The sequence below is a fragment of the Caulobacter vibrioides genome (assembly GCF_002310375.3).
Lineage (GTDB): Bacteria > Pseudomonadota > Alphaproteobacteria > Caulobacterales > Caulobacteraceae > Caulobacter > Caulobacter vibrioides_D.
In genome coordinates this window covers 3,598,824-3,624,397 of sequence record NZ_CP023315.3, presented here as the reverse complement: position 1 = coordinate 3,624,397, position 25,574 = coordinate 3,598,824, and the positions used below count along the sequence as shown (strand labels likewise).

The 25,574-nt window shown below is 67.5% G+C and carries 29 protein-coding genes and 1 tRNA gene; 15 read left to right on the top strand and 15 right to left on the bottom strand.

Going from position 1 to position 25,574, the window contains the following annotated elements; genetic code table 11:
- Nucleotides 1-103 precede the first annotated feature (103 nt).
- From CA606_RS17160 to CA606_RS17150, 3 genes are all read left to right on the top strand, one after another.
- Nucleotides 104-3,337: a S41 family peptidase gene (locus tag CA606_RS17160; protein ID WP_181242669.1), complete on the top strand. Its 3,234-nt coding sequence runs from the start codon at nucleotides 104-106 to the stop codon at nucleotides 3,335-3,337.
- A gap of 118 nt (nucleotides 3,338-3,455) precedes the next feature.
- Nucleotides 3,456-4,505: a glycosyltransferase gene (locus CA606_RS17155; RefSeq protein ID WP_096053426.1), complete on the top strand. Its 1,050-nt coding sequence runs from the start codon at nucleotides 3,456-3,458 to the stop codon at nucleotides 4,503-4,505.
- A 44-nt stretch (nucleotides 4,506-4,549) separates the two neighbouring features.
- A tRNA-Met gene (locus CA606_RS17150) sits at nucleotides 4,550-4,626 on the top strand.
- Here CA606_RS17150 and CA606_RS20720 read toward each other — a convergent pair.
- The 13 genes from CA606_RS20720 to CA606_RS17080 all read right to left on the bottom strand — a co-directional run bounded on the left by CA606_RS20720 (nucleotide 4,583) and on the right by CA606_RS17080 (nucleotide 13,791).
- The gene (locus CA606_RS20720; protein WP_423752948.1) at nucleotides 4,583-6,205 is read right to left on the bottom strand and encodes a recombinase family protein; all 1,623 of its coding nucleotides are present in this window, start codon (nucleotides 6,203-6,205) and stop codon (nucleotides 4,583-4,585) included. The genes CA606_RS17150 and CA606_RS20720 overlap by 44 nt on opposite strands.
- Before the next feature lie 910 nt (nucleotides 6,206-7,115).
- Nucleotides 7,116-7,892, bottom strand: a complete 777-nt coding sequence (locus tag CA606_RS17135; RefSeq protein WP_096053428.1) for a hypothetical protein — start codon at nucleotides 7,890-7,892, stop codon at nucleotides 7,116-7,118.
- Nucleotides 7,885-8,271: a VVA0879 family protein gene (locus CA606_RS17130; RefSeq protein ID WP_096053429.1), complete on the bottom strand. Its 387-nt coding sequence runs from the start codon at nucleotides 8,269-8,271 to the stop codon at nucleotides 7,885-7,887. The genes CA606_RS17135 and CA606_RS17130 overlap by 8 nt, the downstream gene beginning before the upstream one ends.
- A gap of 3 nt (nucleotides 8,272-8,274) precedes the next feature.
- Entirely contained in the window at nucleotides 8,275-8,526 is a 252-nt protein-coding gene (locus CA606_RS17125; protein ID WP_181242668.1) for a hypothetical protein, read from the bottom strand.
- Between the two features lie 38 nt (nucleotides 8,527-8,564).
- Nucleotides 8,565-8,957, bottom strand: a complete 393-nt coding sequence (locus CA606_RS17120) for a hypothetical protein (RefSeq protein WP_096053431.1) — start codon at nucleotides 8,955-8,957, stop codon at nucleotides 8,565-8,567.
- Nucleotides 8,944-10,572: a ParB/RepB/Spo0J family partition protein gene (locus CA606_RS17115; protein WP_181242667.1), complete on the bottom strand. Its 1,629-nt coding sequence runs from the start codon at nucleotides 10,570-10,572 to the stop codon at nucleotides 8,944-8,946. Before CA606_RS17115 ends, CA606_RS17120 begins: the two co-directional genes overlap by 14 nt.
- Nucleotides 10,569-11,102: a hypothetical protein gene (locus CA606_RS17110; protein WP_181242666.1), complete on the bottom strand. Its 534-nt coding sequence runs from the start codon at nucleotides 11,100-11,102 to the stop codon at nucleotides 10,569-10,571. The genes CA606_RS17115 and CA606_RS17110 overlap by 4 nt, the downstream gene beginning before the upstream one ends.
- 2 nt (nucleotides 11,103-11,104) lie before the next feature.
- Nucleotides 11,105-11,461 (bottom strand): hypothetical protein, encoded by a 357-nt coding sequence (locus CA606_RS17105; RefSeq protein ID WP_181242665.1) that lies wholly within the window; start codon nucleotides 11,459-11,461, stop codon nucleotides 11,105-11,107.
- A 115-nt stretch (nucleotides 11,462-11,576) separates the two neighbouring features.
- Nucleotides 11,577-12,233 (bottom strand): hypothetical protein, encoded by a 657-nt coding sequence (locus CA606_RS17100; protein ID WP_096053433.1) that lies wholly within the window; start codon nucleotides 12,231-12,233, stop codon nucleotides 11,577-11,579.
- Nucleotides 12,230-12,736, bottom strand: a complete 507-nt coding sequence (locus tag CA606_RS17095; RefSeq protein WP_096053434.1) for a hypothetical protein — start codon at nucleotides 12,734-12,736, stop codon at nucleotides 12,230-12,232. Before CA606_RS17095 ends, CA606_RS17100 begins: the two co-directional genes overlap by 4 nt.
- Nucleotides 12,733-13,170 (bottom strand): helix-turn-helix domain-containing protein, encoded by a 438-nt coding sequence (locus CA606_RS17090; RefSeq protein WP_096053435.1) that lies wholly within the window; start codon nucleotides 13,168-13,170, stop codon nucleotides 12,733-12,735. Before CA606_RS17090 ends, CA606_RS17095 begins: the two co-directional genes overlap by 4 nt.
- Nucleotides 13,171-13,279: 109 nt before the next feature.
- Entirely contained in the window at nucleotides 13,280-13,534 is a 255-nt protein-coding gene (locus CA606_RS17085; protein ID WP_181242664.1) for a hypothetical protein, read from the bottom strand.
- Nucleotides 13,522-13,791, bottom strand: coding sequence for a DUF6948 domain-containing protein (locus CA606_RS17080; protein WP_181242663.1), 270 nt, complete (start codon nucleotides 13,789-13,791; stop codon nucleotides 13,522-13,524). Before CA606_RS17080 ends, CA606_RS17085 begins: the two co-directional genes overlap by 13 nt.
- 206 nt (nucleotides 13,792-13,997) lie before the next feature.
- Between CA606_RS17080 and CA606_RS17075 the strand changes: the two genes are divergently transcribed.
- Nucleotides 13,998-14,306: a hypothetical protein gene (locus CA606_RS17075; RefSeq protein WP_181242662.1), complete on the top strand. Its 309-nt coding sequence runs from the start codon at nucleotides 13,998-14,000 to the stop codon at nucleotides 14,304-14,306.
- Here CA606_RS17075 and CA606_RS17070 read toward each other — a convergent pair.
- Both CA606_RS17070 and CA606_RS17065 read right to left on the bottom strand, forming a co-directional pair.
- Entirely contained in the window at nucleotides 14,303-15,112 is an 810-nt protein-coding gene (locus tag CA606_RS17070; RefSeq protein WP_096053437.1) for a helix-turn-helix domain-containing protein, read from the bottom strand. The two genes, CA606_RS17075 and CA606_RS17070, sit on opposite strands and share 4 nt — an antisense overlap.
- A gap of 862 nt (nucleotides 15,113-15,974) precedes the next feature.
- Nucleotides 15,975-16,253, bottom strand: a complete 279-nt coding sequence (locus CA606_RS17065) for a hypothetical protein (protein WP_096053439.1) — start codon at nucleotides 16,251-16,253, stop codon at nucleotides 15,975-15,977.
- 92 nt (nucleotides 16,254-16,345) lie between these two features.
- On the opposite strand from CA606_RS17065, the gene CA606_RS17060 reads away from it, so the two are divergent.
- The 11 genes from CA606_RS17060 (at nucleotide 16,346) to CA606_RS17010 (ending at nucleotide 25,573) form a co-directional block, all read left to right on the top strand.
- The gene (locus CA606_RS17060) at nucleotides 16,346-16,681 is read left to right on the top strand and encodes a hypothetical protein (protein WP_096053440.1); all 336 of its coding nucleotides are present in this window, start codon (nucleotides 16,346-16,348) and stop codon (nucleotides 16,679-16,681) included.
- Nucleotide 16,682: 1 nt separating this feature from the next.
- Nucleotides 16,683-17,054, top strand: coding sequence for a hypothetical protein (locus CA606_RS17055; RefSeq protein ID WP_096053441.1), 372 nt, complete (start codon nucleotides 16,683-16,685; stop codon nucleotides 17,052-17,054).
- Nucleotides 17,051-17,608, top strand: a complete 558-nt coding sequence (locus tag CA606_RS17050; RefSeq protein ID WP_096053442.1) for a hypothetical protein — start codon at nucleotides 17,051-17,053, stop codon at nucleotides 17,606-17,608. Before CA606_RS17055 ends, CA606_RS17050 begins: the two co-directional genes overlap by 4 nt.
- Complete coding sequence (locus CA606_RS17045; RefSeq protein WP_096053443.1) at nucleotides 17,605-18,345, top strand: hypothetical protein; 741 nt, start codon at nucleotides 17,605-17,607, stop codon at nucleotides 18,343-18,345. Before CA606_RS17050 ends, CA606_RS17045 begins: the two co-directional genes overlap by 4 nt.
- Complete coding sequence (locus CA606_RS17040) at nucleotides 18,342-18,557, top strand: hypothetical protein (protein WP_096053444.1); 216 nt, start codon at nucleotides 18,342-18,344, stop codon at nucleotides 18,555-18,557. The genes CA606_RS17045 and CA606_RS17040 overlap by 4 nt, the downstream gene beginning before the upstream one ends.
- Nucleotides 18,554-19,747, top strand: coding sequence for a DUF7146 domain-containing protein (locus CA606_RS17035; RefSeq protein WP_096053445.1), 1,194 nt, complete (start codon nucleotides 18,554-18,556; stop codon nucleotides 19,745-19,747). Before CA606_RS17040 ends, CA606_RS17035 begins: the two co-directional genes overlap by 4 nt.
- Nucleotides 19,744-21,348, top strand: a complete 1,605-nt coding sequence (locus CA606_RS17030) for a DNA primase family protein (protein ID WP_096053446.1) — start codon at nucleotides 19,744-19,746, stop codon at nucleotides 21,346-21,348. Before CA606_RS17035 ends, CA606_RS17030 begins: the two co-directional genes overlap by 4 nt.
- Before the next feature lie 272 nt (nucleotides 21,349-21,620).
- Entirely contained in the window at nucleotides 21,621-22,316 is a 696-nt protein-coding gene (locus tag CA606_RS17025; RefSeq protein WP_096053447.1) for a hypothetical protein, read from the top strand.
- Nucleotides 22,317-22,566: 250 nt separating this feature from the next.
- Entirely contained in the window at nucleotides 22,567-23,196 is a 630-nt protein-coding gene (locus tag CA606_RS17020; RefSeq protein ID WP_096053965.1) for a hypothetical protein, read from the top strand.
- A gap of 8 nt (nucleotides 23,197-23,204) precedes the next feature.
- A complete protein-coding gene (locus CA606_RS17015; protein WP_096053448.1) occupies nucleotides 23,205-25,355 on the top strand; it encodes a phage terminase large subunit family protein in 2,151 nt (716 codons plus the stop codon).
- On the top strand, nucleotides 25,355-25,573 hold the full coding sequence (locus tag CA606_RS17010; protein ID WP_096053449.1) for a phage head-tail joining protein: 219 nt from the start codon (nucleotides 25,355-25,357) through the stop codon (nucleotides 25,571-25,573). Before CA606_RS17015 ends, CA606_RS17010 begins: the two co-directional genes overlap by 1 nt.
- Nucleotide 25,574: the final 1 nt, after the last annotated feature.

The following is a 25,574-nucleotide window of genomic DNA, read 5'->3' as shown; positions in this document are numbered from 1 at the left end:
CTCGGCGCAAAAAATGGGCTGATCCTGAGGGCCCGACCCGGTTGGTCTTCGCCGCGCGCGTGATAGCAATTCCGTCTTCGGAGTTTCTGGGGTGAGGCTGGTCATGGGGTTCAACTTGAAGGCGCTGCTGGGCGCTGTGTCGGCGGTCGCGCTGGGCGCTTCGATCGCTACGTCGGCTTTCGCCGCCGACGCGCTACCGTCGCTTGCAGAACCGGCGCTGTCGCCTGACGGCGCGGAAATCGCCTTCGTCTCGGGTGGGGATCTCTGGACGGTTCCTGCCGCCGGCGGCCAGGCGCGCCTGTTGGTCACGCACGCCGCCACCGAGTCCCGTCCGCTCTATTCGCCCGACGGCAAGTCTCTGGCCTTTGTCTCGACGCGCTCGGGCGTGGCCAATCTCTATGTTCTGACGCTCGCCACCGGCGAGATTCGCCGCCTGACCTATGGCGATAGCGCCGAGACGCTGGACGGCTGGTCGCGCGATGGCCGGTGGATCTACTTCACCTCCGGCGTCAACGACGTGGCGCGCCAGGGCGACGTGTTCCGTGTCGCGGCCTCGGGCGGCACGCCCCTGGAGGTCAGTCGCGAGCGGTTCCTCAACGAGTTCGGCGGGGCGCCTTCGCCGGATGGCCGCACGATCGCGCTCGTCGCGCGCGGCATGTCGAACGTGCAGTGGTGGCGCAACGGCCACTCGCATATCGACGAGAGCGAGATCTGGCTGAAGCCCGTCAATGGCGGGACCTATCAGAAGCTCGTTCCGGGCGGCGCCAAGCGCGCTTGGCCGATGTGGACCCCTGACGGCAAGACGCTGTGGTTCATGAGCGACCAGAGCGGGACCGAGAACCTGTGGCGCCTGCCCCTCGGCGGGACCCCGCAGCAGGTGACGCGCTTCACCGACGGACGGCTGCTGTGGCCGACGATGGGCTATGACGGCCGCACCATCGTCTTTGAGCGCGACTTCGCCATCTGGTCGATGGATACGGCCACGGGCAAGACGACCAAGGCTCCGATCGTCCTGCGCGGCGCGCCCGCCAGCGAGGGGGAGGCGCACAGGAACGAAACCAGCTTCGACAGCTTGGCCCTGTCGCCCGACGGCAAGAAGGCCGCGATCATCGCCCACGGCGAGTTGTTTGCGGTCTCGACCAAGGACGGCGGCGCCGCGCAACGGGTTACCCGCACGCCCATCGTGGAGCGCGACCCGGTCTGGTCGGCCGACAGCAAGCGCCTGATCTATGTCTCGGAGCGCGACCGCGCCGCCAACCTCTACGCCCATGATTTCGCGACGGGCCAGGAGACGGCCCTGACCACGGGCGCGGCGCGCAATACCGGTCCGGTCTGGTCGCCGGATGGCCGGGTCTTGGCCTATGTCCGCGACGGCAAGCAGATCCGGGCGATCACCTTCGACGCCAGCGGCAAGGTCGCCAGCGACCGCGTCTTGTTTGAAGGCGCGCTGGGCGGCTTTGATGACACGCCACTGACCTGGTCGCCCGACAACCGGTGGCTGGCGTTCACCGTCACCGACCGCAAGGCTTTCGATAATGTGCATGTCGTGTCGATGGACGGCGGCGCGGCGCGTCAGGTCACGTTCCTGGCCAACGGCAATGTCGGCAAGGTCGCCTGGTCTCCCGACGGCAAGTACATCCTGGTCGACACCAGCCAGCGCAGCGAGGACGCCAAGATCCTGCGCGTCGACCTGCTGCCCAATGTGCCCAAGTACCGCGAGGACGCCTTCCGCGACCTGTTCAAGCCGACCGACGCGCCTGACAAGCCGGCGGACTCCCAGGCCGAGCCCCAGAAGACCGACGCTGCGGCCAAGCCCGTCACCGAAGCCAAGCCCGCCGCGCCGAAGAAGAAGGTCGAGCCGGTCCGGATCGTCTTCGAAGGGCTGCGCGAGCGCGCGACCTTCCTGCCGCTGGGCATGGACGTCGCCACGCCGGTGATCAGCCCCGACGGGAAGACGCTGGTGTTCCGCGCCCGCCAGGCTGGTCAGAGCAACTTCTACACCTACAATCTCGACGAGTTGGCGCGTGAGCCGGCCGTTCCCGTACAACTGACCTCGACCCGTCGTCCGAAGGGCGACATCGCCTTCACGCCTGACGGCAAGGAGGTCTGGTTCCTGGAGGGCGGTTCGCTCGTCGCGACGCCGGTCGACCAGCCCAAGCCGCGCCCCCTGGCGGTCAACGCCGAACTGGCCGTCGATTTCGACGTCGAGAAGACCGTCGTCTTCGAACAGGCCTGGGGCGTCCTGGATCGCGGCTTCTATGATCCGAAGTTCCACGGCGCAAACTGGGAGCAACTGCGCCAACGCTGGGCGCCGTATGTCGGTGGCGCGCGCACCGGCGACGAACTGCGCCGTAACATAAACCTGATGATCGGCGAGTTGAACGCCTCGCACACGGGGATCAGCAAGCAGCCGGACCCCTCGGTCCCGATCGTGCGCGCCGCAAACCTTGGCTTGCGCTTCGACCGCGAGGCCTATGAGGCCGGCAAGGGACTGGTGATCCGCGAGGTGATCGCGCTGGGCCCGGCGGCGCTGGAAGGCTCGATCAAACCCGGCGAAACCCTGGCGGCGGTCAATGGTGAAGCGCTTTCGCCGGGGGTGAATCTGGACAAGCTGCTCCGGGGCCAGGCCGGCAAGCGCACCGTGCTGACCATCACGAGCGTTGATGGCAAGACGCGCGAGGCGGTGGTTCGTCCGGTCGCGACCGCCACGGCCACGGGCTTGCTGTATCGCCAGTGGGTCAATGACCGCCGCGCCTATGTCGAACGCGTCAGCGGCGGCAAGCTGGGCTATGTCCACATCGCCGACATGTCCGACGGCTCGCTGGCCCAGCTCTATATCGACCTCGACGCCCAGAACCAGGGCAAGCAGGGCGTGGTCATCGATGTTCGCAACAACAACGGCGGCTATGTGAACGGCCACGTGCTGGACGTCTTCTCGCGACGCAACTACCTGATGATGACGCCGCGCGACCGCTTCGCCATGCCCTCGCGCCAGAGCCTGGGCCAACGTGCTCTGGGCCTGCCGACCGTGCTGGTGACCAACGAGTCGTCTCTCTCCGACGCCGAGGACTTCACCGAGGGCTATCGCGCGCTCGGCCTGGGCAAGGTGGTCGGCAAGCCCACCGCCGGATGGATCATCTTCACCGGCGGCCGCCAGCTGATCGACGGCTCGAACGTGCGCCTGCCGTTCATCCGCATCGACGATCTGCGCGGCCAGAACATGGAGCTGAACCCGCGACCGGTGGACATTGATGTCGAGCGGCCGCTGGGCGAGACGCTCGCCGGCGCGGACGCCCAGCTGGACGCGGCGGTGAAGGTGCTGCTCGGCGGAAAATAGGACGCCTCGACGGGAAGGTCGCCGAGGCGGACAGGATCGCAAGCCGATGCTCCCGCGTTGACACCAGGGCCGCGCGCCATGATGGTCGCGGCCCGCAACGCCTCCCCCGGAGCTCGCCTTGACCACCATCCTGCACGCCATGCTGGGCAAGGGCCTGGGCGGTCTTGAGCAGGTCTTTCTGGACTACCAACCCATCCTCGAAGCCTGGGCCGCGCGCCAGGGCGGGCGCTGCGTGGGCGTGGTTCGCAAGGGGGGAAAGGTGGCCGCGGCTCAGGCAGACCGAGTCCCGCCGCTCACGGTGATGCCGGCGCTGACGGACTGGGACCCGATGACGCTCGGCGCCGCCCGAAAGCTTGTGAAGGCGTACCAGCCCGCGCTCATCCTGAGCCATGGTCAGCGTCCGGCGCGGGTGTTCGACAAGGCGGCGCCGGCCAACGTCGTGCGCGCCGTCTGCTTGCACAAGCCGTCCTTCGATGTGACCCCGGGCGCGCACTATGTCTGCGTCGGTCGGCATCTGGCCGCGCTGGCGATCGAGCGGGGCGCGCCGGCGGATCATGTCTGGTTCGTGCCCAATGCGGTTAAGCCGCCGAACGCCGAGGCCCGCCCCTTCACGCGAGAGGGTCAGCCCACCAAGATCGTCGCGGCCGGCCGGCTTCATCCGAAGAAGGGCTTCGATGTCCTGATCCACGCGGTCGGCAAGCTGCGCGCCTGGGACTACGACGTCATCTGCGAGATCGCCGGCGAAGGCGATGAGCGGGGCGTGCTGGAGGGGCTGATCCAGGAGCTGGATCTTGCGGCTTGCGTCAGCCTCAAGGGCTGGACCAACGACGTCGCGGGCTTCCTCGCGACCGGCGACCTCTTCGCGTTTCCCTCCCACCAGGAGGGTTTCCCCCTGACCTTGTTGGAGGCGATGGCGGTGGGCTTGCCCGTGGTCGCCAGCGAGATCGACGGGCCACTTGAGATCGTGACCGACGGAACCGATGGCCGTCTGGTTCCCGATGATGATCCTGATCGTCTCGCCGAGGCCCTCGCCGAGCTGATGAGCGATCGCGGCGCCGCGCGGCGCCTGGGCGCGGCGGCGCGGCGGCTCGTCTTGACCGAATACAGCCCCGCAGAACTGGCGCGGCGACTGGATGCGGCGCTGGATGGAATGACATCCCGGGCTTGATGCGAAGCGCGCTTGGGCGTATGACCCGCGTCCGTCCTGGCTATGGCTGGGTAGCTCAGATGGTTAGAGCGGTGGATTCATAACCCACAGGTCGGCGGTTCGATCCCGCCCCCAGCTACCAATCGGAACCCACTTTCGTTCCGGTTCTCTTCCCAGGACGGTTTCATGAAGTCCGCGAGGCGGCCGACGAGCGTAAGCTCGATCGGTGCGCCGCGCGATTGGTCGACGGGGCGGATCTCGATGCGCTCGATCAGGCCGCGCACCAGTTCGATGACGCGGCGATCGTCGGCCGAGGGCTTGCCGTCCTTCAGCTCGGCCAGGCGCTCCTGCAGGGCGCGGACCTGTTCGGCGTAAACCTCGGCCGCGCGCGGGTGCAGGGTGATCGGCGCTTGCTGGTCGGCGCTGGCCAGCTGGGCCTCGATCTCGGCCTTATCGGCCTCGGCCGAGACCAGGCGCGCGCGCATCGCCGGCGTTTCGGTCCCGTCGCAGATCGCGTCGACCAGGCGCGCGATTCCGCGGTTCAATTCGGCCAGGCGCTTTTCCAGCGGCGCGCGGCGCGACTGGGCGGCGGCGGCCGCCGCCTCATACTCGGCATGATAGGCGCGCACATAGGCCGCGACGGCCGCCGGCGACAGCATCTTGGCGCGCAGCCCCTCGAGCACGCGGTCTTCGACCTCGTCGCGCATGATGCTGCGCCGGTTGTTACAGGCGCTGGGCCCCTTGCCGACATAGACCGAACAGACCAGGCGGCCCTTGCCCTTGATCGTGTAGTTTCCGCCGCACTCGACGCACTTGAGCAGGCCTGAGAACAGGCCGGGCTTGTGGCGATTGGCCAGGTGCGGTTTACGGTGCGCGCCCGAGAGCAGGAACCGGGCCTGGACCGCTTCCCAGTCGACCTGGTCGACGATGCGAAGGTGCGGCACAGGCGTGCGCTTCCATTCGCTTTCGGGGCGGATCTGCTGGACGCGCTTGCCGGTGGCCGGGTCCTTGCGCAGGTCAAAGCGGTTCCAGACCTTGACCCCGATATAGAGTTCGCAGCGCAGGATGCCGTTGCCGCGCTGGCGCGAGCCGATCACCGAGGTCGCGCCCCAGATCCCGCCGCCGGGCGCGGGGATCTTGTCATCGTTGAGCACGCCGGCGATCTCGACGCCGGTGAGGCCCTGGGCGTAGCCGGCGAAGATCCGGCGCACGACGGCGGCTTCCTCTTCGAAAATGGCCATCTCGCCGCCGGGGGCCGAACGATAGCCATAGATGCGCGCGCCGGTGGCCAGACCCTTTTCGGCGTTGGCGTGCATGCCGCGCTTGGTCTTGGCCGACAGGTTGTCGAGATAGAGCTGCGACATCAGTCCCTCGATCGCCACGTCCATCAGCTGCACGCGGTCGGTGCGCAGGGTGGCGATTCCGATGCCCAGATAGGACAGGCGCTCGAAGGCGCGGGCGTTGTCGGCGAGGTTGCGGAAAAGGCGGTCCTGGTGCTCGACCAGGATGAGATCAAAGGCGCGCTCCTCGGCGGCGGCCATCAGCATGTTGACGCCCGGCCGGTTGGCCATGTGGGCGCCCGAGATCGCCGCGTCGGTATAGGTGGCCGCGATCGTCCAGCCCCGCGCCTGGGCGTGACGGGTGCAGAGCGCCAGCTGGTCGGCGATCGACGCCGGGTTCTGCTTGTCGTCGCTGTATCGGGCGTAGAGGGCGACGCGCATTATTTGACCATGCGGAGCATCTCGGGCGTTGGCCAGGGACCGAGCACCTTGGCGACCGCATGTGCAGCCTCGGTGTCAGCCTTGGCCAGCGCACGCCGAACGCAATCCAGGAGTCCGCCCTCTTCCAGCTCGCGCCAGTCGTATATGCGGCTCCAATATGCTTCTGCTCTTGTCCCGAGAATGGCCCGGGCCATGACTTCTACCCGTATGCCCTCGCTGATGATCGACAGACTAACGTGGAACCCTGACCGCTCGGCTAGGAGCGCCGCCTCCCGCATGTCGCTGGTCGAGATGGTCATTCATGCGTTCCTTGGGCTTCGCTCGCGGCGGCATAGTCACGGCGAGCGTTGGCGCGCGCAAGGGCCTGGATGATCGCGAGGATCTCCGGCTCCAGGTCCTGGTCCGGCGGGGCCGGCTGGACGGATGCTTGCGCGCGCGGGGGCATGGCTAGGCGTGCGCCTCTTGCGCCTGGGCGCTTCGCTCGGCGCGGGCGTCGCTTTCCAGGGCTGCGCGACCGGCGGCGCTTGGTTGCCACCATCGTTCTTGATGGCTCATGACCTCAACGATGTGGCTCTCGACGAGGCCCAACCGAAAAAGCACTCGAAGAGAGCGGTGTTGGCGCCGTCTCACAAAGAACGGCCCTTCATCGGCCAAGTCTTGAAGCAACTCCCGTTGTACCTTCGTGAGCTTCACCGCCCCACCTCCGTTTGCTCGGTAAGCCGTTCGGTGACGGCGTGGGCGAGTTGGTCCAGATAGATCGCCGCCCCGCGCGGTTTCCCTCCAGCCGCGTACAGGCACGCTCCCAAGACGAGGCTTTCAACCACGACCAACATCTCTGTTGGGGTGCCGGTCCCCTCGACAACGCGACGTAAGAGTTCCGGCGCGAGGCGGTTATGATCTTGATGCGCCGTCACCGCCCCACCTCCTGAAAGGTGGCGAGGGCTTCGGCTAGACTGTCTCGGATGTTCGCCGCCTTGAGGGCGTGACGCGCAAAGGCGTTTGCCGTCCGACCTGCGCCTTCCCATCCGCCAGTCCTCGCCGGGTCGCGCATGATCCCCGCCGACATTTCGTTGGCCCGGACCTCTATTTGCAGCGCGGCAACCGCCGCCTTCGCCGCCTCTGCCAACCGCTCTACGTGCGCCGCCATGGCCGCGACGCGCTCCGCTAAGGTCAGGAACTTGCCGTTCGCAGTGACGGGTGCGTTGGCCTTGTCCAGCGCCTCTTCAATGGCCTCGTACGTCGCCAGATCCACCTGACCGCCCGGAAGACCGCGCGCGATGTCAGGATCAATCTCTATCCGCTCTACGGCTGGAGGGGTGGGGTGGGTGACCCCAGCCCCAACCTCGTGATCACCCTCAAGCGTTGCTTTTCGCTCTAACCATTCGCGGGTCATCCCGGCGAACGCTTTCACAGTGCAGGCATCGGGGGAAACGCAGCGCTGAGCTTTGGTGCAGTCTAAGTGCGCGCAATGGCGAACTAGGTGCGCGTCTCCCGCCTCTACAGGGGCGCTAGGGGCTGGGGTGCGGGCCGGTTCGTCGTGCGAGAGCCGCGCGCAGAAGTCCAACGCGGCCTTCTCGCAGATTGTGCGGTCCTGGTCCGACAGCGCCGCCCAGGTGGTCGTTTCGGCGCGGGCGACGACCAGGCTGTCGAACAGCTTCTCGCCCAGGCTCTTGGTTCCGTCAGCCATGGGCGGGCGCCTCCTGCTGCGCCTGGAGCGCCTTGGCCTCTTCCTGGGTGGCGATCTCGAAGTACGGTTCGCGCCGGCCGCGCGCGTTCACGACCTCTAGCTTGTGGAGCTTGAAGAGCCCGCCGAGCGTCCAGTCGCAGCCGCGACCGGGCGGCTCGCCGCGCTTGTGCGGGCCGGCGTTTGTCCAGCGCCCGACGCAGCTAAAGCCGATGTACCGCTCGACCTGGTCCTCGGTTTCGCCCGCGCCCGCCGTCAGGAGGGATTGCATGTTCTGGACAGTGCCGCAGATCGGGCACTTCATGGCGATGAAGCGGCGCTCGCCGACGTCCTGGGCTTTGAAGCGCGCGTGCAGTTCCTGGACGGTTATGACTTCCGCCATCCCTCACCCCTCCCCGCGCTGGACGGCCGCGCGCCAGGTTGCGCCGGCGCAGATCAGGACGGCGCCGCCCCAGCTGCAGGTCAGCAGCAGGCGGATCGGGTCGGCCGGGCCGCGCGTGACCGCGTCCAGGAGGTCGGACAGCAGCATGAGCGCGGCGAAGAAACCGGCCAGCACCGCAGCCGCGCGCAGCAGCACGCCATAGGCCGTGACGGGTTTTGCGGGTGGGTTCGACGGGCTGGCTTTGGCGGCCCACATGGGCGGCGGATCCTTGGGGGGCATGGGCGCTTGTCCTTTCAGGCGCTGACGGCGGCGGGTTGGATGGGGAGGCGCAGCGGGTCGCTTGCGCCTGCGACGCGGACGAAGGCCTCGCCGGGGAAGTCCTCGTCGGCCGCGCGGCGCAGGAAGGTGGCGGGAACCAGGATCTGGTCGCCGGGCGCGGCCTGGTCGAGCGGGCGCAGCATGGCGAACCAGGTGGCGTAGTCGGCGTATTGCTGGGCCAGCTGCAGGGCCTGCCGGGCGGCGTCCTGGTACTTGGCTGCGAACACCGCGTTCGGGCGTGTCTGGTCCGTGCCGGCGGCATAGACCTCGGAGCGCTGGATATGGCCCTGAGCGATCGCGGCGTAGCGCTGGGCCTTGTCCTTCAGATAGTCGACGAGCTCGTCGAGCGTCGCGTTAAGCGGCGGCATGAGCTTCCTCCTGGGCTTGGGGATCTGGCTGGGCCTTGGCGATCGCCGCCTCGAGCGGCGTGGGGGCGAGGACGCTGTTCAGGACAGCGACCAGCAGCGGCATGAGGACGTCCTGGTCCTCGGCGAAGCGCCAGCCCATGCCGTTGTAGAAAACCGCGTCGCCCTTGCCGTCGACGATGTTCTTGTTCTCGACGCGCAGTGGAAACTTGATCTTCGAGCGCCCCAGCTGCAGGACGACGGCGTCGATGGCGGGGCCGGCGAGGCCGTGCTCCTCGACCGCGACCACTATGGCGGTCGCCTCCTCGACGCGGGCCTTGTGGGCTGCGTTCTTGGCCTTGTTGGCGGCGATCAGCTCGCGGCGGGTCACCTTGGCGGCGTCGACGAGGGCCTGGGCCTTTTCCGAGAGCGTGAAGGGGCCGTTCAGCCAGGTCGTGGCGTACTCTTCGTTCATCGACAGGACAGATGCCCCGCCCTGTCCGAACGCTTCGATCCGGAGCTGGCGCACCAGCTCCTCAGCGGTTTTCAGGTCGCCATAAATCCCGGCGAGTTCTTCGGTGTTGAAGATCTCCAGCGCGGCGTGGCGGATCTCGACATAGGCCTTGTGGTCGTCGCGCGCCTGTTCGGTGAACGCCAGGAGGCCCTGCGAGACCAATCCCTTAAGGATCGGGTCCTTGCCGGCCTTGTAGCTGCACTCGGTTTCCCGCTCGCCATAGCTGAAGCGCTTGGGCTTGCGGCGGGCCTGCAGCTTGACCTCGGCCAGGGTCAGTATGTCGACCGGGCGCAGCTGCTGGCCGACGTCCTCGATGCGCTTGCGGACCTGTTGGCGCAGCCAGTCGAAGCTTTCCCGGCCGGCCTGGACGCGCGCAATGGCCTCGGGTTTGGCGCGCGTCAGAACCTTGATTTTCTCCTGAACGTCCCGGACGCCCTCCTCACTGCCTTCGCGGGCGCGGCCCAACTTGAAGGCGATCGCGCGTGCCGAAAGGCCGGTTTCGTCCTGGAAGGCCTTGAGCGCCTGGGCGTCCTCGAAGGGGCTCAGGTTCTCGCGCTGGCTGTTCTCGACCAGGCCGATGAACAGGGCCTGGGCCTTGCTGGCCTCGCGCTCGATGAAGGGCAGGCCCGCCTGCAGCGCCGGCGGCAAGCGACCCTGCGCCTGCAGCAGGCGACAGGCGCGGACCCGGCGCTCGCCGGCGTGCAGCATGCGAACGCCGTTCGCGCCGGCGGGATAAAGGACGATGGGCTGCAGCAGGCCCTCGGCCTCGGCGATGGTGTCGGCCAGCCCTTCCAGGGCCTCCTGGGCCACCGACTTGCGCGGGTTGTCGGGGTTGTAGTCGATGGCGTCGAGCGGCCAGAGCGGCAGACCCACCGCGCCCTGGCCGTCCAGCGCCTCGAGACCGGCTACGCCAGCGGGCGAGATCCGATAGGCAGTGCCTTTCACGTCCGACTCGCCGATCAAGAGGCCAGCGGCCTCGAAGGCCTGCAGGCCCTTGCGCACGTTCGACGGATCGCGGTCGGTTTCCTTGGCGATCTGGGTGGCCGTCATGGCCTGAGCCTTGCCCTGCAGCAGGCGCAGGACAGGTTCCGCATCCAGCAACTGGTGCGTTATCAGCGACGTCATTCGTCGTCTCCGGAAAGGGTTTCGGGGGTGTCGTCGGCGGGGGCTTCCTCGCCCTCGCGGGGCGGGCGGATCGCGGGCGGAAGGCTGACGGGCTTTTTCAGGGCCACGTTGAGCGTCACCCAGCTGACGCCCTTGACGAAGGCCAGCGCCTCGCCGGGTTTCTCGCCGCGCGCGCCGGCGGCCTGGTGGATGTAGGCCAGGCCAAAGGGGTCGGGCTCGCCGCCGAAGGGGTCCTTGATGTGGCGGGCGTCGGTGGCGATCAGCTGGTCGGGTTTGCGGCCGAGGCGGCGGCAAAGCTCGCGGATCACCTTGTTGGTGGTGGTCGCGTCGTAGAGGACCGACACCGCCGCCTCGCGGTCCTCGAGGGCGCGATAGAAGATCTTGACCTCGTCGCCCTCGTCGCCGGCGAACCGAAGCGAGGGCGGCATGGGCTCGGCCGGCGACCCGCTGGGGATCGCCGTTGCCACGACCTGGCCGCCCAGCGGCTCGAGGCGCGCGGCTGCGTCGGCCAGGGACAGGACCTCCCCCATGGTCAGCCGCGCCCCATCGGCGTGAGCATGCGAACGGCGTTCGCACGGAAGCGCAGCAGCTCGGCCTGGCCCAGGCGGAACAGCAGATGGTTGGCGATGAGCCGCGCGCCGGCGATCGGGCGGTCATCCACCAGGACGCGGGCGGCCATGTCGGCCTCGGCCGCCTCGAGCACAAAGCGGCGGCCGCCGGCGATGACGCCGACCACGGCGCGCGGCTCGGCGATGCGATCAATCACGCACAGGGCGACGCTGTGCTGGGCGGCAGGCGCGGCCTCGATCGCCGACAGGCATTGCGCGATGCGGTCGACGGCGGCGCTGGACAGGCGGGGCGGCCTGGACTCAGGAGTGGACTCGATCATCTGTGTTGATCCGATCCGGAGGGGGGGTGAGGGATGACGCAGAACGCGGGATGCGCGGGCGACGCGGAGCTGGAGCACCGGGTGGCGGCGATGGAGTTCCTGATCGAATGGTTGATCAGCCGGATTTCGCCGGAGGCTCGGGTGGAGCTGGAGGCCGGCCATCAAGCCTTGCGGCGAGCGATCGAAGCAGAGCTGCCAGCGCACGGCGGATCGTCGGAGCACCTGGATCAGCGGATCCTGTGCAGCATGTCGGGGGTGATCCAGGCGGGTCTTGACCGGGAGCCAGGCGAACCCCTGCATAAACCGTGATGCCGCCGCCGTTGGTGGTCTTGGCCCACGGCAGGACTTCGGCGATCATTCCGGCGAAGTAGCGCGCTGAGAGCGACTGAAAGCGCTCCTGCCGGTCGCACCACCAAGCGTAGTCGTTCAGCAGCGCCGAAAACGAGGTGGTCTCGGCGGGGTCGATCACGAGGCGGGCGGCGGCCCAAGCGTAAAACTCCGAGTTGCCGATCCGGCGCGGGGCGGCGGCGATGTCGCTGGTCTGGCGAAGACGCAGGCCCGCACGAAGCCTGACGCGCTCGGCGTCGCGGCCCGCCAGGACGTGCTGGCGCTGCTGCAGGGCGTCGCCGAACGCGCGGATCGACATCACCTGCGCATGGCCTTGAGCGACGGCCCAGACCTTGTAGTCGGCGTAGAGGTCGAGGCCCCGGCTGGTGGCCCCGGCCTCGATGACGCAGCGGGCGGCGTACCATTGTCCGAACGGGCTGGTCATTGGCTCGTCTCCTCGAGCTGAGCTTTCAGCACCACCCCGCCGCGATACTTGAGACCTGCGGCGTTCTTGCCGGCGGGCGGCAGGCCCTGGCTGGACAGCGCGTCGCCAAAGGCGCGGCGGCTCATGATCTGGCCGCCCTCGCTCTCGATGAAGGCGACGTAGTCGTTGAACAGCACGGTGGCCGGGGTGCGGGCGTGCGGGTTGCTGGTGTCGCAGCGGGCGCGCAACCAGGTCATGAGGCCCGCGCCGCGCACCTGGGGGCCCAGGGCGGTGACGAGGCCGCGCACGGCGACCTGGGCGCGTTCGACCAGCACGCCCAGGTCGCGCACGGCGCCGGCGGCGGCGTCATTGGCGGTCTGGTCGGCGGTGATCGACGTGCGGACCAGGCCGTCGCCGTCGATCCAGACCCGCACGTCGCCGATCGGCGAGCGCACGACAATCTCAGTTTCCGGCAGTGCGCGCTGGGTCGCGGCCGGCGACATTAGGATGGCGGCGGCGCTCATTGGGCGTCCGCCTTGGGCTGCTGCGTCGCAACGGCGTCGGCGATCGCTTCGGCGATGTTGGCCAGTTTGACCAGCAGATCCTGGGGTAAGGCCAAAGCGGCGCGGGCCAGGCGCGCACCGGCCTGGGTGTCAATCAGGGCCTGGCCGGCGGGTTCGACCTCGATCGCTGCGTCCGGATCCGCCACCGGATCGGGCAGGCCGAAGAAGAAGCTCTGAACCGGCGTCTGCAGCGTGCGGGCGGCGGCGTAGAGCTTGCTGGCGCTGATGCGGTTGGCGCCGCTTTCGTACTTCTGGATCTGCTGGAAGGTGATCCCCAGGGCGGCGGCCAAGGCCTCCTGGCTCATCCCCAGCGTCTTGCGGCGATCGCGCATGCGGCGGCCGACCGCAACGTCGATGGGGTTAGGGGTGCGACCGGCTTCGGCGTCAAAGGCCATTTTGGAATCCTCCGTTGGGTGCGCCTGGCGCGCCCTTTGATGTGGTTTGAAAAAGAGGAGGCCCGGCCAGGGCGGTAGGGCTACGCCGAGCCCTGGCCGGGCCTCCGGCTCACCAGCCGTAGCCGTCGCCGTCGCCGTAGCCGTAGCCGTCGCCGTAGCCGTAGCCGTAGCCGTAGCCGTAGCCGTCGCCGTCGCCGTAGCCGTAGCCGTCGCCGTAGCCGTCGCCGTAGCCGTCGCCGTCGCCGTAGCCGTAGCCGTCGCCGTAGCCGTCGCCGTAGCCGTAGCCGTCGCCGTAGCCGTCGCCGTCGCCGTCGGTGCGGGCGGTGCCCGCACCTTGGCCGTCGAGGGTGGCTACGCGGCCCACTTCTCGGCCTCGCACGGGATGATGGCGATGAGGGCTTTGCGGTTGACCTTGATGTCGGCGGGCGCGTCGAGCTGGGTGCCCGACAGCGGGCCTTCGACGGCAAGCTGGTTCAGGCCTTTGGTCGTGCCCCAGCGACGCACGCAGCGGGCGTTCTTGATCTCGACCCAGTCTTGGGTCGTGACCGTTTCACCGACCCAGACAAAGCCCCGGTCAGCCACCACCAGCGAAAGGCCGTGGGTGTCAGCGTTCAGTTCCATGCAAACAGTCCTCCTGCCCTCCGCCGCTGACGGGTAATCCGTTCCAGGTCGGCGCGAGGTTGTGGACGAAACGAAACCGTTTCGTTGGCAATGTCAACGATCCAACGAAACAAAATCGTTTAATGAAACGGAACGATCGCTGTTCCTTAAGGCGCGCGACTGGTCAGATGCGCGCAACGCGTGAAGAAACAAACGAGGGCGTAGGCATGCAAAAGGCGCGAATTGGAAACGGCGCTAGCTACATGTGGGCGGCGGGCGCAGCCTTTGCCCTAGCCGCATTCTGCGCAATGGCCGCCAGCGGCGGCGCGGCTGGCGCTGAGGTCTTCGCCACGATCTTTATCGTCATGGCAGGCGGCCTGGCGTTCCTGGGCTTCTGGAAGGGCCTGTTCAGCAAGATCGAGGCGCGACTGATGGACATCCAGGCTGCGCAGCTCGGGATCTCGGCGCCAGCTGAAGCGGCCTCGCCGACCAGACCGTCAGACGAGGCGCGGCCGGCGGACAACTATCTGGGTTAGTAGCGGCGGATTGAGCCGACGATCAGGCCACGGATTCGGACCTCGGCCTCTTCACCGTCCGCCAGGCCATCCGTGAGGACCACGGGGGCGGAAAACTGTTCGTTGGTCGATCGAGGCCACAGAACGACGCCCTGGGCGGTGACCTCAACCTGCTTAACGGTGAGCTCGCGCATCCGCCCGCCAAACCTCAGCCGCTCGACCTCAACGATGTCGCCCGTTCGCGGCATATAACCGATGTCGATCGCAGAAACGCAATGAACCAGGTCGCCCTCGATGATCCCAAGCAGGTTCACGGAATCGCCTACCACCTGCGAAAGCCATTGCTCGGCGGCCGGATAGCGGCTGTCCTTGAGGGCCGGATAAGGCCGAGGCTCAATCTGAGAAAGGTCATCCGCCATCAGGAAGGCGCCGGCCTGGACGCGATCGCGGATGATCAGGTCCCCAGAAGCCGGCTTAGGCCGAAACTCGCGTATCTCGGCTATGGGTCGCTGCTCGGCAGCCGGCCCATCCAGAGCGCGGCGGGCATCGAGCAGATCCGCAGGCGTGACCCCTAGGGCCTTGGCCAGCTTGCGCTGGACCTCCGGTCGGAAAATACCGGGACGTTTGCCGCTCTCATAGAGGCCCCAGCCCTGGGCGCTGATACCGCCCTCACCGAACGCCTCGGCGGCTTGAGCCTGGCTAAGCCCCTTGCCGTGGCGCAGCACGCTGAGCGCCCGGCCCCATAGGCGGGCCTCTTGGTCATCGTCACGGTCGGTTGTCATTGAGACAACCTGCGCAACGGAGAAGGCGCGGGCGAGCGACGGCATCGTTTCTATTTATGAAACGCTTTCGTTGACAAAATCAACGAAGCAGTTTCGCTTCCATGGTCGATGAAGCTCAGGACATCGACCGTGGAGACCCTTCCGCCCCCTCGCCAAAGGCCCGCCCTCGCCCAATTTCTATGGGATCGGGGCATCTCGCATCGTGCGGCAGCTGCGGCGCTCGACCGCTCGCACGAGTATGTTCGCCGCCTGTGCCTGCCCTTTGGTGACCCCAGCCGGACGGTGCCTGACGACGAAACCGCTCGACGGATTGAGGCCTATACGGGCGGCCAAATCAGCGAAAAGGACTTCGCTGAGCCCATCGCTATTGAGGCGGCGCCATGAGGGCCGCTCTCGCCAGACCCGAAAGCTCCTCAAGCGCGCCTAGCGTTCGATCGGCGTTCTGCACGGCGGCTTCGGCAAAGCTGCGCGCCTCATGCACTTGCGCCAGCGCCTTGGCCAAGACGTCGCCCTGCGCAATCCTGTACTTCTCGCCCCTTCCGCAGGGGCAGACTGTATCGGCGCGGCCATTCAACAAGGCGCGCAAGTCACTAAGCACCCGCTCTACGGCGGCTTCCCTCTCACTCAACACTGGCTTTACTCCTACTGCGACAACCCGTCGCACGGGTATTTCAAAGCGAGACTTGAATTCTGCGCAACCTAAAAGGCAACGCTTCGGTTGCGACAATGCGACTCAATTGACCATTGGTTGCATTTCGAGTCATAAACCGGATTTCGCGTGCGCAGCGAAATCCTCGCGTGGCGAGGGCGGCCGATGAGCTGGCCCTTCAAGCCGGTCTGTCCCGAGCCCGCAGCCTGGCGCCAGGAGATCGAACGCCAGAAAGAACTGTGCGCCTGGGCGGATGAGCTACCCGTGATCTTGCGCCGACCAGGCCTCGATCTTGGCCAGCAGCAGCTCCAGACGTTCGCGCAGCGGTTCCACGCGCGGATCGGAGCCCTGCTCGACAGCGCCAAGCGCCATGCCGCGAAGCTTCTCCGTATAGGCGGTTCGGTCTGCAGCCTGGTCGACGCCGATGCAGGCCAGCGCCATGACCAGGCGGTCCAGGGCTCGGATTTCCGTGGCGCGTTGGGTGTTCAGTTCAGCCATTTTCAGCATCGCTTCTTCAAATTCAGCGCGGCTGATCATCGGTTCGGTTCCTTGTTTGAGAGGGGTCTTGGCAAGGAACCGCGAGTCGGTGGGGGCGGGCAAACCGCTCCCACCGATGGAGAGGGCGCGCCATGAGCCGGCGGCGCCTTCCCGAACCCAGCACCGAGTGCCTCGGCAAGTGGGCGCGCCTGATCAAGGCTGCCCGCGCGCAGGCCTCTGCGCCCCTGGCGTTCGCCGGCGACCTAGGAAAGCGGGCGCAGGTCGCTGGCCGCGCGCAGGTCCCGCCCGCGTTCGCCTTCAAGGGCTCGCCCTTTCAGCGCCTGGTCGAATTGGGCAAGACCTTTGCAGGTCTGCACCCAGACCAGCGCGTCGAGAAGGCCCCGCTGCTGGCCGGCCTGGCTGACCAGGTCGAGGCGGCCCTGGCCCCTGGGCGGCCCGCGCGAGCGCGTGCGGATCTGGACGGCTGAGATGCGCAAGCGCCCGTTCAGCGTTGAGCAGATGCGTCGCCACCAGGACCTGGATCCGGCGATCCGCTGGCGTCGGCTGGTGACCATGTGTCGCCAGCTGGGCGCGGCGGCCGAGATCGAGACGCGGGGCGCGCAGCCCGATCCCTCGGGCGTGGCCCGTTGGAGCCTGATCGACTTCGCCAACGAGATCTCGCTGGCCCGCCGCACGCCCTTCGCCCTGCAGACGCCCGAGGGCGCGCGGGCGGCGGCGATGCTGATTTTCGCCGCCAAAGCCTTTCGCGACGCCAGCCCAAGGGGGCGGCGGTCTTTCGCGCGCCCTCTGATCGCTGTCGCGGACCTTGTCGATGACTTGATGGGGGATGCTCGCCCATGACGCCGCTGAGCGCCAAAGATCGCAACATCCTGGGCCTCTACGCCGCCCGCATGTCGACGGCGTCGATCGCCTTCATGTGCAGCAGCTCGGAGTCCGCGGTCTACAATCGGCTAGGCCGCCTGCAGGTCAGCAGCGTCGCCCAGGCGCTCGAGATGCTGCGCGCCGACGACCAGGCCCGTAAGGCCCCGGCCGAGGTCCCAGCTGCAAAGCCCCGCAAGACGCCGGGCGCAAAACCTGAAATCGCCAAGCCCGTGGTCAAGCGCGTCGAGCGCTACGACCGGCCGGCTGCCTCCGACGCGGATCTGGTCGCTGCAACGCCGGTCCTCTCCTCTTCCGCCGCCACCGCGCTGACCTCGCCAGCGCCGGCGGCGTCGCCCACCGCAGCCATTCCGCCCGCGTATCGTAAGGGCGGAATGCGCTTGAAGCCGGTCACCGACCGGATCGCGCGGTGGGCGGGCCACTTCCTGCGCGCCCGATGGCCGCTGCCGGAAGTGGCCGACCTTTTCAGCGTGGCCGAAGACGACCTGGTCGCCGCCGTCCGGAGGCGCGCATGAGCCGCAAGCCCTCCCGCGCCGTGGTCGAGGCCCATGCGCCGGCGATCGTCGAGGCCGACGACGCCCAGACCGCGCTCTATCGCGCGCTCGACTATTTCCCGACGCCGCCCTGGGCGGGGCGCGCCGGCGGCGAGATCGTGCTGCTGGCCGATCCTGGCGCGGTCTCGATCGACGAGCCGGCTTGCGGCGAGGGTCACATGGCCGGCCCGCTGGGCGAGGCGTTCCGCGTGCGAGCGACGGACATCCACGCGCACGGGTTCGGCGGGGTCGAGGACTTCCTCGATCGCGGCGCGCGCCAGTCAATCGAGCAGCCTGACTGGGTGGTGACCAATCCGCCGTTCAAGCACCTGGGCGAGTTCGTCGAGCGGGGCCTCGAGGTCGCGCGCAATGGCGTGGCCCTTTTGCTGCGAACCACGGCCCTGGAAAGCGAGGGCCGTTACGACCTTATGAAGCGCCTGGCGCTGCAGGCGACGTTCTCCGAGCGGGTCTCGATGCGCCTGGGCTACTGGGATCATGAGGGTACGTTCGCCACGGCCTATTCGTGGTTTGTCTGGATGCACCCGGCTGCAGAGGACGTCTCGCCGCTGGCGGACGCGATCGCCGCCAGCCGCCGCCTGGGCCTCTGGCCCAGCACGCTGATCCCGCCCGGGACCAAGGCCCGGCTTTGGAAGCGCGACGATGTCCAGCGCTATGGCCGGGCGTCGCCCGCGCCGCTGTTTGACGGGCTGGAGCCATGACGCGCGAGGACCTGACGGACCGCGAGCGCTACGTCCTGAGCCGCGTGCTGGACTCCGAGCGCCATGGGGCAACGTGGGCGACCCTCGCCTACCAGGCTGACCAGGAGGCCGCGCGGCGGATAGCGCGCCTGGGTTTGGTCGAGGCGGCGGAAGACGCCCGAAACTTCATCGTGCGCCGTGCGAACGGCGTTCGCATCGAGGACTTCGCATGAGCGACCTCACCGACCTGATCCGCCGGGCGAACCAGATCTCGAGCGTCTTCGACGTCCTGGGCGATCACAAGGTGTACCGCTCGGGTCGGCGCTATCGCGGGGCCTGCCCCGTGTGTGGGGATGGCCAGAGCCGGACGTCGACGCGGTTCTGGGTCGATGACGCCGGCAGGCGCTGGGGCTGTTTCAACGGCGGGGCCTCGCAATGCTCCAAGGGCGGCGACGCGGTCGACCTCTATGCCGCGATGCATCGCCTGTCGGTCAAGGAAGCCGCCGAGAAGATGACCGGCACGCCCCTGCCCAAGCGCGAGCGGCCGCCCCAGGCCGAGCGCCGGCGGCCCGAGCGATCGCCGGCCGACGAGGACGCGGCCAAGCTGCGCCAGGCGGCCGAATTCTGGAAAAAGGGCAAGCCCGCCGCCGGCACGGTGGTCGAGACCTATCTGCGCGCCCGAGGGATCGACGGACCGATCCTGGACGCGGCGCTGCGCCAGCTGCGCTTCGTCAAGAACGCCTATCACAGCGGCCCGACGCGCAAGCCCGTGCGGTTCCCGGCCATGGTTGGCCTGGTGCGGACGCCGGCGGGGCCGACCGGCGGCGTGCACGTCACCTATCTGGCGCCGGATGGATCGGGCAAGGCCCCGATCGAACCCGCCAAGCGCATGTGGGGTCCGCAAGCGGCGCTGATCGATGGCGTCTGGCGGCCGGGCTGCGTCTGGCTCTCGCACCCTTGCGCGCCCGGCGGCCTGGTCGAGGCAGAGGGCATCGAAACCGCGTTGTCAGCGGCCATCCTGGCCGGTGGGCCCCGGCGGGTTGTCGCGGCGCTGTCGCTTCGCGCGGTTCAGGGCGGTCTGCTCCTGGACAAATGGGGGCGAATGGATCCCGAGGTCACGCGCCCAGATCCTGGCGCGCCGGCGTTCACCTGGCCCGAACCAAAAGAGCAGCCCTGGGGCGAAATCATGATCGCGATCGACCGCGACATGAAGCCGGTCAAGGTGAAGGTGCGCAAAGCCACCGGCGGCACCCTCGAGCGCCATCTGTCCTCGGAGGAACGCGCGCGCATCTGCGCGAGCCTGGCCGTGGCGGCGTGGAAGGCGACGACGCCGGCGACCGTTCGCGCCAAGGGCGCGCGGGCCGGCATGGACTTCAACGATGAACTGCGCGCCCGGCTGGGCGCTGGGGAGGGCTTGGCGTGAGCGCCGATGAGTTTGACTTTGACGACGCCCCGACCGCTGCTGAGCTCGCGGGCTTTGATCTCAACGACTACGGCAACAGTCGACGATTCATCCGCCTCATTGGCGGGGTGATCGACGATGACGGCGACGTCGTGACCTCGCGCTGCACCCTGCTCTATCAGCTGGGCCAAGGCTGGGTCGGCTACAACGGCAAGTTCTGGGATCGTAAGCTTGGCGACCAGCTGGCCAAGCGCATGGGGCACCGCGTCGCTAACAAGATGCGCGGGATCTGGGACGAGCTCGTCAAGGCGCACGCCAAGGTCCCGACCAAGGAATTGCTCAAGTACATCGAGAGCTTGGGCAACCGGGCGGCGCAGTCGGCCATGCTGGCCCTGGCCGAGCCGTATCTCACGGTCGAAATCGACGCCTTTGACCGCCATCCCATGGCGCTGAACTGTCGCAACGGGACGCTCTGGCTGACCCACAACGCGGCGGCGCCCGAAGGGGAGCGGTTCAAGGCGGTGCTCAAGCCGCATGATCCAGGCGATCGCCTGACGCGCCTGATCGACCTGGACTATGACCCAGCGGCCCAGGCGCCGCTTTTCCGCAAGACGGTCGAGACGTCGATCTCCGATGACGGCATGCGGGCGTTCTTCCATCGCGCCCAGGGCTACTCGGCGACGGCCGCGATCCACGAGCAGGCGATCTTCCTCTGTCAGGGCCTCGGCCGCGACGGCAAGTCAACGATCCTGGACGCCATTCGCGAGACGTTGGGCACCTATGGCGCCGTCGGGGCCGTGGCGACATTCCTCGATACCGGCCTGCAGGGCGGCGGCCAGGCCGCGCCCGACATCGTCAAGCTGGCCGGCGATGCGCGCCTGGTGGTGCTCTCTGAGCCGCCACGGGGAGCCAAATGGAACGAAGGCCTGCTCAAGGCCTGGACTTCGGGATCGCCCATCACCGCTCGCGAGCTGCGCGAGAAGCCGTTCGACTTCCGGCCGGCCGGCAAGCTGTGGGTCGAGTGTAACGCCTTCCCCGTGGCGCGCGGTGACGACGACGGGATCTGGCGGCGCATGTTCCCGATCCTGTTCCCCAACCAGGTCGCCCCCGACAAGGTCGACCGGCTGTTGCCCAAAAAGCTCGAGGTCGAGCGGCCGGGGATCCTGAATTGGCTGATCGAGGGCGCGGCGGCCTGGCTTGAGCAAGGCCTGGCCCCACCGGAAGGGGTCACCAAGGTTCGCGAGGACTATCGAAAACAGTCCAGCCCGTTCGGTGAGTGGCTCAACGAGCGCTGCATCTGGGGCAAGGCGGCCGAGGACGCAAAGACCCTCTCGACGGCATTGCACAACGACTACAAGTCCTGGGCGGAAGACCAGGGGATCGACAAGCCCATGTCGATCCGCGCGTTCGGCGACGCCCTGCAGCAGCGCCAGATCCTGCTCGCGGGCAAGGACCGCAACGGCAACAAGCAACGCGGCCCTATCCGCCTGAAAACCGCTGAGGAACGGCAAGCCGATATCGCCTTGGCTAGCGCCGGCGGCCCAGACGTGAACGAAGCGCGCGCGGCGGTCCTGGATGACGCGCTGGACGCCTTCGATAACCAGCCGCCGTGGGGGGCTTGACCATGGCCGCCGAACTGACGGACATTGACGGACAGACGGACATTCAGGCCCGGCGTCCCCATTGGGGACCAGCCCGAACCGGCGAAAAACGGACAATGGAATGTCCGGAGCGCCCCAAATGTCCGTCAGCTAAGTCGCTGTCTCTGCGACGAAAACGGACACTCCGAACAGTACGGACATTCCCGCCGTGTGGACCCTAATGCGGGCGTCATGTGCGAGATATGTCCCCCCTTATTGTCCGTTTGTCCGTCGTCTCTTTGAGATAGCTTTCAATGATCAAAGATCAAAAAATCCAAACACCAGAGGAAGACGCCGGCGAGCTGATGCGGGCGATCGACGCCCTGGGCGATGCGGCTGCTGACCAGATGCGCGGCCTTCGCGACGCCATGCAGCTGTCGGCTTCTGGTGAGCCGGGCGCGGCGCTCGAGGCGGCGCGCCGGGTGGCCGTCATACGCGCCGAGCTCGAGGCCACCCAGCAGCGGCTGCGCGACGCTGGCCTGCGCCGCCAGGACATCGTGGTGCCGTTCGATGACCGGGCCGTGCACGCCCTGGGCCGCGACGGCGTGGCCTATCTGGCCCGCAAGGGGGCGCTGACGGCGACGGACGTGAGCACGGCCATGACCTACCGCTTCCTCTTCGAGAACGCAGGCAAGGGCGCAGGCCTGGGCTCGCAGCTGGAAGACAAGCCCAAGGCCGTGCGCTCAACCTCGCACGGCGTCGTGGCCGCTGGCCTCTTCCGCGCCTACATCGGCGTGCATCTGACCAGGATCGACCAGGCCGTCATGGCGTCCGACCGTTCAGGCAAGCGGCTGCACTTCGTCCGCGCCGTTGCCGGTGAGGGGTCGACCCTGCGCTCGCTTGGCAAGGTCGGCCGCGCCGCCCGCGCTGCCGTTGCTGAGCTCCGAGAAGGGCTTTCGGTGGTGGCGTATGAGCTTCACGATGTGAAGCGGCATCTATTCATGAAATAGGCCCTTGCGAATCAGGGATCAGTATTGGCACAAAAGGATCAAGCACAGAGGTGCGTCAGCAGCCCGCCCGGTTCACCGCGGCGGGCTTTCTCATGCCCAAAACCCCAATCAATTCAGGCCCTTAGCCTCGCATCACCCATGCCCTCGGGTCCTCCCTGGGGTGCCCCCGGCGTATGCGGTGGGGCTGAGCGCGCTTTCGCGTTAGTTAGGTCGCTGAATTCATTATGAAATGTGTGAATTCATGACTATGATGAGCAAGTCCGAATTCGCCACCTTCATGAAGGTCGGCCCCTCGGCGGTTTCGAATTGGGCCAAGCGCGGCCTGATCGTGATGGGTCCGGATCCGGATCATCCAGGCCGCGAGAAGGTCGACGCTGAGAAGTCAGCGATCCTGGTCAGGGCCACGATCGACCAGACGCGCGGACGCCCCAAAGACATCGAACGCACCGCCGCCGCTGCGCCGGCGGACGAGAAAAATCCGATCAAGTCGCCGACGCAGGTAGGGGCTTCGCCCGTGGCTTTGAGCCAAACCGAGCAAGCGCGGCTGGACGATATGCGGGAGCGCACGACGCGCCGGCGCATCGAGAACGGCCGGTTGCTGGGCCAGCTGGTGTCGGTGGCGGAGTATGAGCGGCGCGCCGGCGAGATGGGCCGGATGATCCGCGAGCGCACGCAAGGCCTGGTGCGCCAGCACGCGGAGCGCATCGCGGCGGAGACCGACCCGCGCGCCGTGGCGGCTCTGCTCGCCGGCGAGTTCGACAAGCTTTTCGACAAGATCGCCAGCGAGCTCGAGGCGGAGGCCGCCGCTGAGCTTACGGCCGACATCACCCTGGCGGCGGTTGAGGCCGAAATCGAGGAGGAAGACAGCCCAGCGACTTAGGAGGGCCGATGAACGCAGAGACCTTCCTGATGCCATCGCCCTACGCGGCGGAGGTCCTGGGTGCGAACGCCGTTCGCATCAACCACGCGTTTGCTTCCGGCCTGCGCCCGCCGCCTCGGCTTTCGGTCGCAGAGTGGGCGGAGCGGTACCGAGAGTTTCCCGACGACGCTCCGCTGCCCGGCCCTTGGGTGCATAGCAATGCGCCCTATTTGGTCGAGATCATGGAGGCCCTTTCGCCGCACGACCCGTGCAGCGAAATCGACATCATGAAATGCGCCCAGTCGGGCGGCTCGGCCTCGGGCGAAAACTGGATCGGCTATATCAGCGACGTCGCCCCTGGCCCGCTGATGTACGTCCAGGCGACGATCACGGCGGCCAAGGATTGGCTGGCCGAAAAGTTCTGGCCGATGGTCGAGTCCACGCGCCGGCTGAACCCTGAGAAGGGCGGCACGGTGATGCCGAAGGGCGCTCGCAAGGGCGATGGCTCCACCAGCCTGCGCGTGCGTTTCCGGCGCGGCGGCTGGATGCTGATCGCCGGCGCCAATTCGGCCGCCACGCTGCGCCAGCACTCGATCCGCTATGTCATCGAGGACGACCTCGATCAGTTTCCGGACAACCTGGACAACCAGGGCTCGCCGGAGGGGATGATCACCGCCCGCCTGCGCACCTATGCGCGGCAAGGCATTTCCAAGCGCCTGGGGATCTCGACGCCGACGATCAAGGGCGGCTCGAAGATCGGCAAGCGCTACCGCGCGAGCGATCAGCGCCGGTTCTATCTGAAGTGCCGCCATTGCGGGTCTCGGTTCGATCCGGTGTTCTCGGATCTCCGCTGGCCGGATGGGCGCCCCGACCTCGTCGAGCTGGTCGCGCCATGCTGCGGCGTGGCCACGGCGCACTGGGAAAAGGCGCTGATGAGCCTGGCGGACGGCTGGATCCCGACCGTTGAGATCAACGGCGAGAAGCCGCCCCGCGTGATGGCGGAGCAAGAAGTCGCTTACTGGAAGGCGCGCGACCTGCAGGGTCGCCGGCGCGGCTATCACATCACCGGCCTGATCAGCGCGTTCATGACCTGGGCGCAGCTGGCGGTCGGCTTCGTTGAGGCGCAGGGCGACGTCAACAAGCTCAAGACCTGGACCAACCTCGACATGGGGGATGAGTTCGAGGTCAAGGGCGATGCGCCGCCCGCCGAAGAGCTCGAGATCTTGCGCGAGCAGGACTGGGGGGATGGCCAGGTGCCGTGGGGGCCCTCGATCTTCACGCTCGGCGTCGACGTCCAGGGCGATGGCCTCTACTTCGAGGGTCTTGGCTGGGCTTACGGCTTGGAAAACTGGGGCCTCGGAAAGGGCTTTCTTCCAGGCCCGACTGATGTGCCCGGCGAGGGTGCCTGGGCGCTGCTAGAGACAGTAGCCACTCGCACATTCGTCATGCCGGGCGGCAAAGCCTATGGCTTTGACCAGATCTGTGTCGACGGCGGCTACAACACCGAAGCGGCAAAGGCATTCTGCCGCCGTAGCCCAAAGCGCCTGGTCGTGTTCGGCCGACCCGGCTGGTCGATGCCGATCCTGGGCCGTGGCCAAGCCATCGCATTCGAGCTTGGGCGAAACTACCGCCGCAAGGCGCGGAAAAAGGCGGGTGATGACGCCCACCTAGTCGGCACCTTCGGCGCGAAGCTCTCGTTCTACGGCGCCCTACGCGTCTCGATCGAGTACGCCAAGAGCGGCGGCAAGGGCCCTAAGCCGCGCGGTTTGGTTCACTTTGGTCGCGACGCCACGCCCGACTACTTCGACATGCTGACGGCTGAGAGCGTGGTCACCGAAAAGGTGGGCGGCGAGACCCGGCGTGTCTGGAAGGTGGACGCTGGCCGCCAGAACCACTGGCTCGACTGCCGCGTCTACAATCGCGCGGCGGCCGAGGCGCTCGCGCTCGACAACCTGTCAGAGGCAGATTGGCTCGCCGGCCAGGCGCAACGCTACGCGGCTGCTGATCCCAACCAGGGCGACCTGGTCAGCATGATGAACCGCCCCCTTTCGGAGTCTGCTGCGTCCTCTGCGGCTCCGGAAACCTCCGCCGCTGCTGTCGCCGCTGGGGCAGCAGCGGCGGAGGTACCCAACCAAGATCCTGACGATGACTGGATCGACAACCGTGACTGGAGCTTCTGATGCCGGCACCCGACTACGCCGCCGAAATCTCCGCGCTTAGGTCGGGTCTCGCCAACAGCGAGCTCACGATCGAGACCAATGGCGAGCGGGTCACCTATCAGTCCTTCGCCGATATCGAGAAGCGCATCCGCTACTTTGAGGGGCTCGCCGCGAGCGCCTCCGGGTTGGGGAATTCATCTTCGTTCGGCTTTTCGGCCGTCGCCTTCGATCGGAGCTAGG

What these genes read in the sequence shown, in the direction of transcription:
- CA606_RS17160 (WP_181242669.1), top strand. Translation starts at nt 104, where the DNA reads ATGGGGTTCAACTTGAAGGCGCTGCTGGGCGCTGTGTCGGCGGTCGCG.
- CA606_RS20720 (WP_423752948.1), bottom strand. Translation starts at nt 6,205, where the DNA reads ATGCGCGTCGCCCTCTACGCCCGATACAGCGACGACAAGCAGAACCCG.
- CA606_RS17135 (WP_096053428.1), bottom strand. Translation starts at nt 7,892, where the DNA reads ATGGCTGACGGAACCAAGAGCCTGGGCGAGAAGCTGTTCGACAGCCTG.
- CA606_RS17130 (WP_096053429.1), bottom strand. Translation starts at nt 8,271, where the DNA reads ATGGCGGAAGTCATAACCGTCCAGGAACTGCACGCGCGCTTCAAAGCC.
- CA606_RS17125 (WP_181242668.1), bottom strand. Translation starts at nt 8,526, where the DNA reads ATGTGGGCCGCCAAAGCCAGCCCGTCGAACCCACCCGCAAAACCCGTC.
- CA606_RS17120 (WP_096053431.1), bottom strand. Translation starts at nt 8,957, where the DNA reads ATGCCGCCGCTTAACGCGACGCTCGACGAGCTCGTCGACTATCTGAAG.
- CA606_RS17115 (WP_181242667.1), bottom strand. Translation starts at nt 10,572, where the DNA reads ATGACGTCGCTGATAACGCACCAGTTGCTGGATGCGGAACCTGTCCTG.
- CA606_RS17110 (WP_181242666.1), bottom strand. Translation starts at nt 11,102, where the DNA reads ATGGGGGAGGTCCTGTCCCTGGCCGACGCAGCCGCGCGCCTCGAGCCG.
- CA606_RS17105 (WP_181242665.1), bottom strand. Translation starts at nt 11,461, where the DNA reads ATGATCGAGTCCACTCCTGAGTCCAGGCCGCCCCGCCTGTCCAGCGCC.
- CA606_RS17100 (WP_096053433.1), bottom strand. Translation starts at nt 12,233, where the DNA reads ATGACCAGCCCGTTCGGACAATGGTACGCCGCCCGCTGCGTCATCGAG.
- CA606_RS17095 (WP_096053434.1), bottom strand. Translation starts at nt 12,736, where the DNA reads ATGAGCGCCGCCGCCATCCTAATGTCGCCGGCCGCGACCCAGCGCGCA.
- CA606_RS17090 (WP_096053435.1), bottom strand. Translation starts at nt 13,170, where the DNA reads ATGGCCTTTGACGCCGAAGCCGGTCGCACCCCTAACCCCATCGACGTT.
- CA606_RS17080 (WP_181242663.1), bottom strand. Translation starts at nt 13,791, where the DNA reads ATGGAACTGAACGCTGACACCCACGGCCTTTCGCTGGTGGTGGCTGAC.
- CA606_RS17075 (WP_181242662.1), top strand. Translation starts at nt 13,998, where the DNA reads ATGCAAAAGGCGCGAATTGGAAACGGCGCTAGCTACATGTGGGCGGCG.
- CA606_RS17070 (WP_096053437.1), bottom strand. Translation starts at nt 15,112, where the DNA reads ATGCCGTCGCTCGCCCGCGCCTTCTCCGTTGCGCAGGTTGTCTCAATG.
- CA606_RS17065 (WP_096053439.1), bottom strand. Translation starts at nt 16,253, where the DNA reads ATGATCAGCCGCGCTGAATTTGAAGAAGCGATGCTGAAAATGGCTGAA.
- CA606_RS17060 (WP_096053440.1), top strand. Translation starts at nt 16,346, where the DNA reads ATGAGCCGGCGGCGCCTTCCCGAACCCAGCACCGAGTGCCTCGGCAAG.
- CA606_RS17055 (WP_096053441.1), top strand. Translation starts at nt 16,683, where the DNA reads ATGCGCAAGCGCCCGTTCAGCGTTGAGCAGATGCGTCGCCACCAGGAC.
- CA606_RS17050 (WP_096053442.1), top strand. Translation starts at nt 17,051, where the DNA reads ATGACGCCGCTGAGCGCCAAAGATCGCAACATCCTGGGCCTCTACGCC.
- CA606_RS17045 (WP_096053443.1), top strand. Translation starts at nt 17,605, where the DNA reads ATGAGCCGCAAGCCCTCCCGCGCCGTGGTCGAGGCCCATGCGCCGGCG.
- CA606_RS17040 (WP_096053444.1), top strand. Translation starts at nt 18,342, where the DNA reads ATGACGCGCGAGGACCTGACGGACCGCGAGCGCTACGTCCTGAGCCGC.
- CA606_RS17035 (WP_096053445.1), top strand. Translation starts at nt 18,554, where the DNA reads ATGAGCGACCTCACCGACCTGATCCGCCGGGCGAACCAGATCTCGAGC.
- CA606_RS17025 (WP_096053447.1), top strand. Translation starts at nt 21,621, where the DNA reads ATGATCAAAGATCAAAAAATCCAAACACCAGAGGAAGACGCCGGCGAG.
- CA606_RS17020 (WP_096053965.1), top strand. Translation starts at nt 22,567, where the DNA reads ATGAGCAAGTCCGAATTCGCCACCTTCATGAAGGTCGGCCCCTCGGCG.
- CA606_RS17015 (WP_096053448.1), top strand. Translation starts at nt 23,205, where the DNA reads ATGAACGCAGAGACCTTCCTGATGCCATCGCCCTACGCGGCGGAGGTC.
- CA606_RS17010 (WP_096053449.1), top strand. Translation starts at nt 25,355, where the DNA reads ATGCCGGCACCCGACTACGCCGCCGAAATCTCCGCGCTTAGGTCGGGT.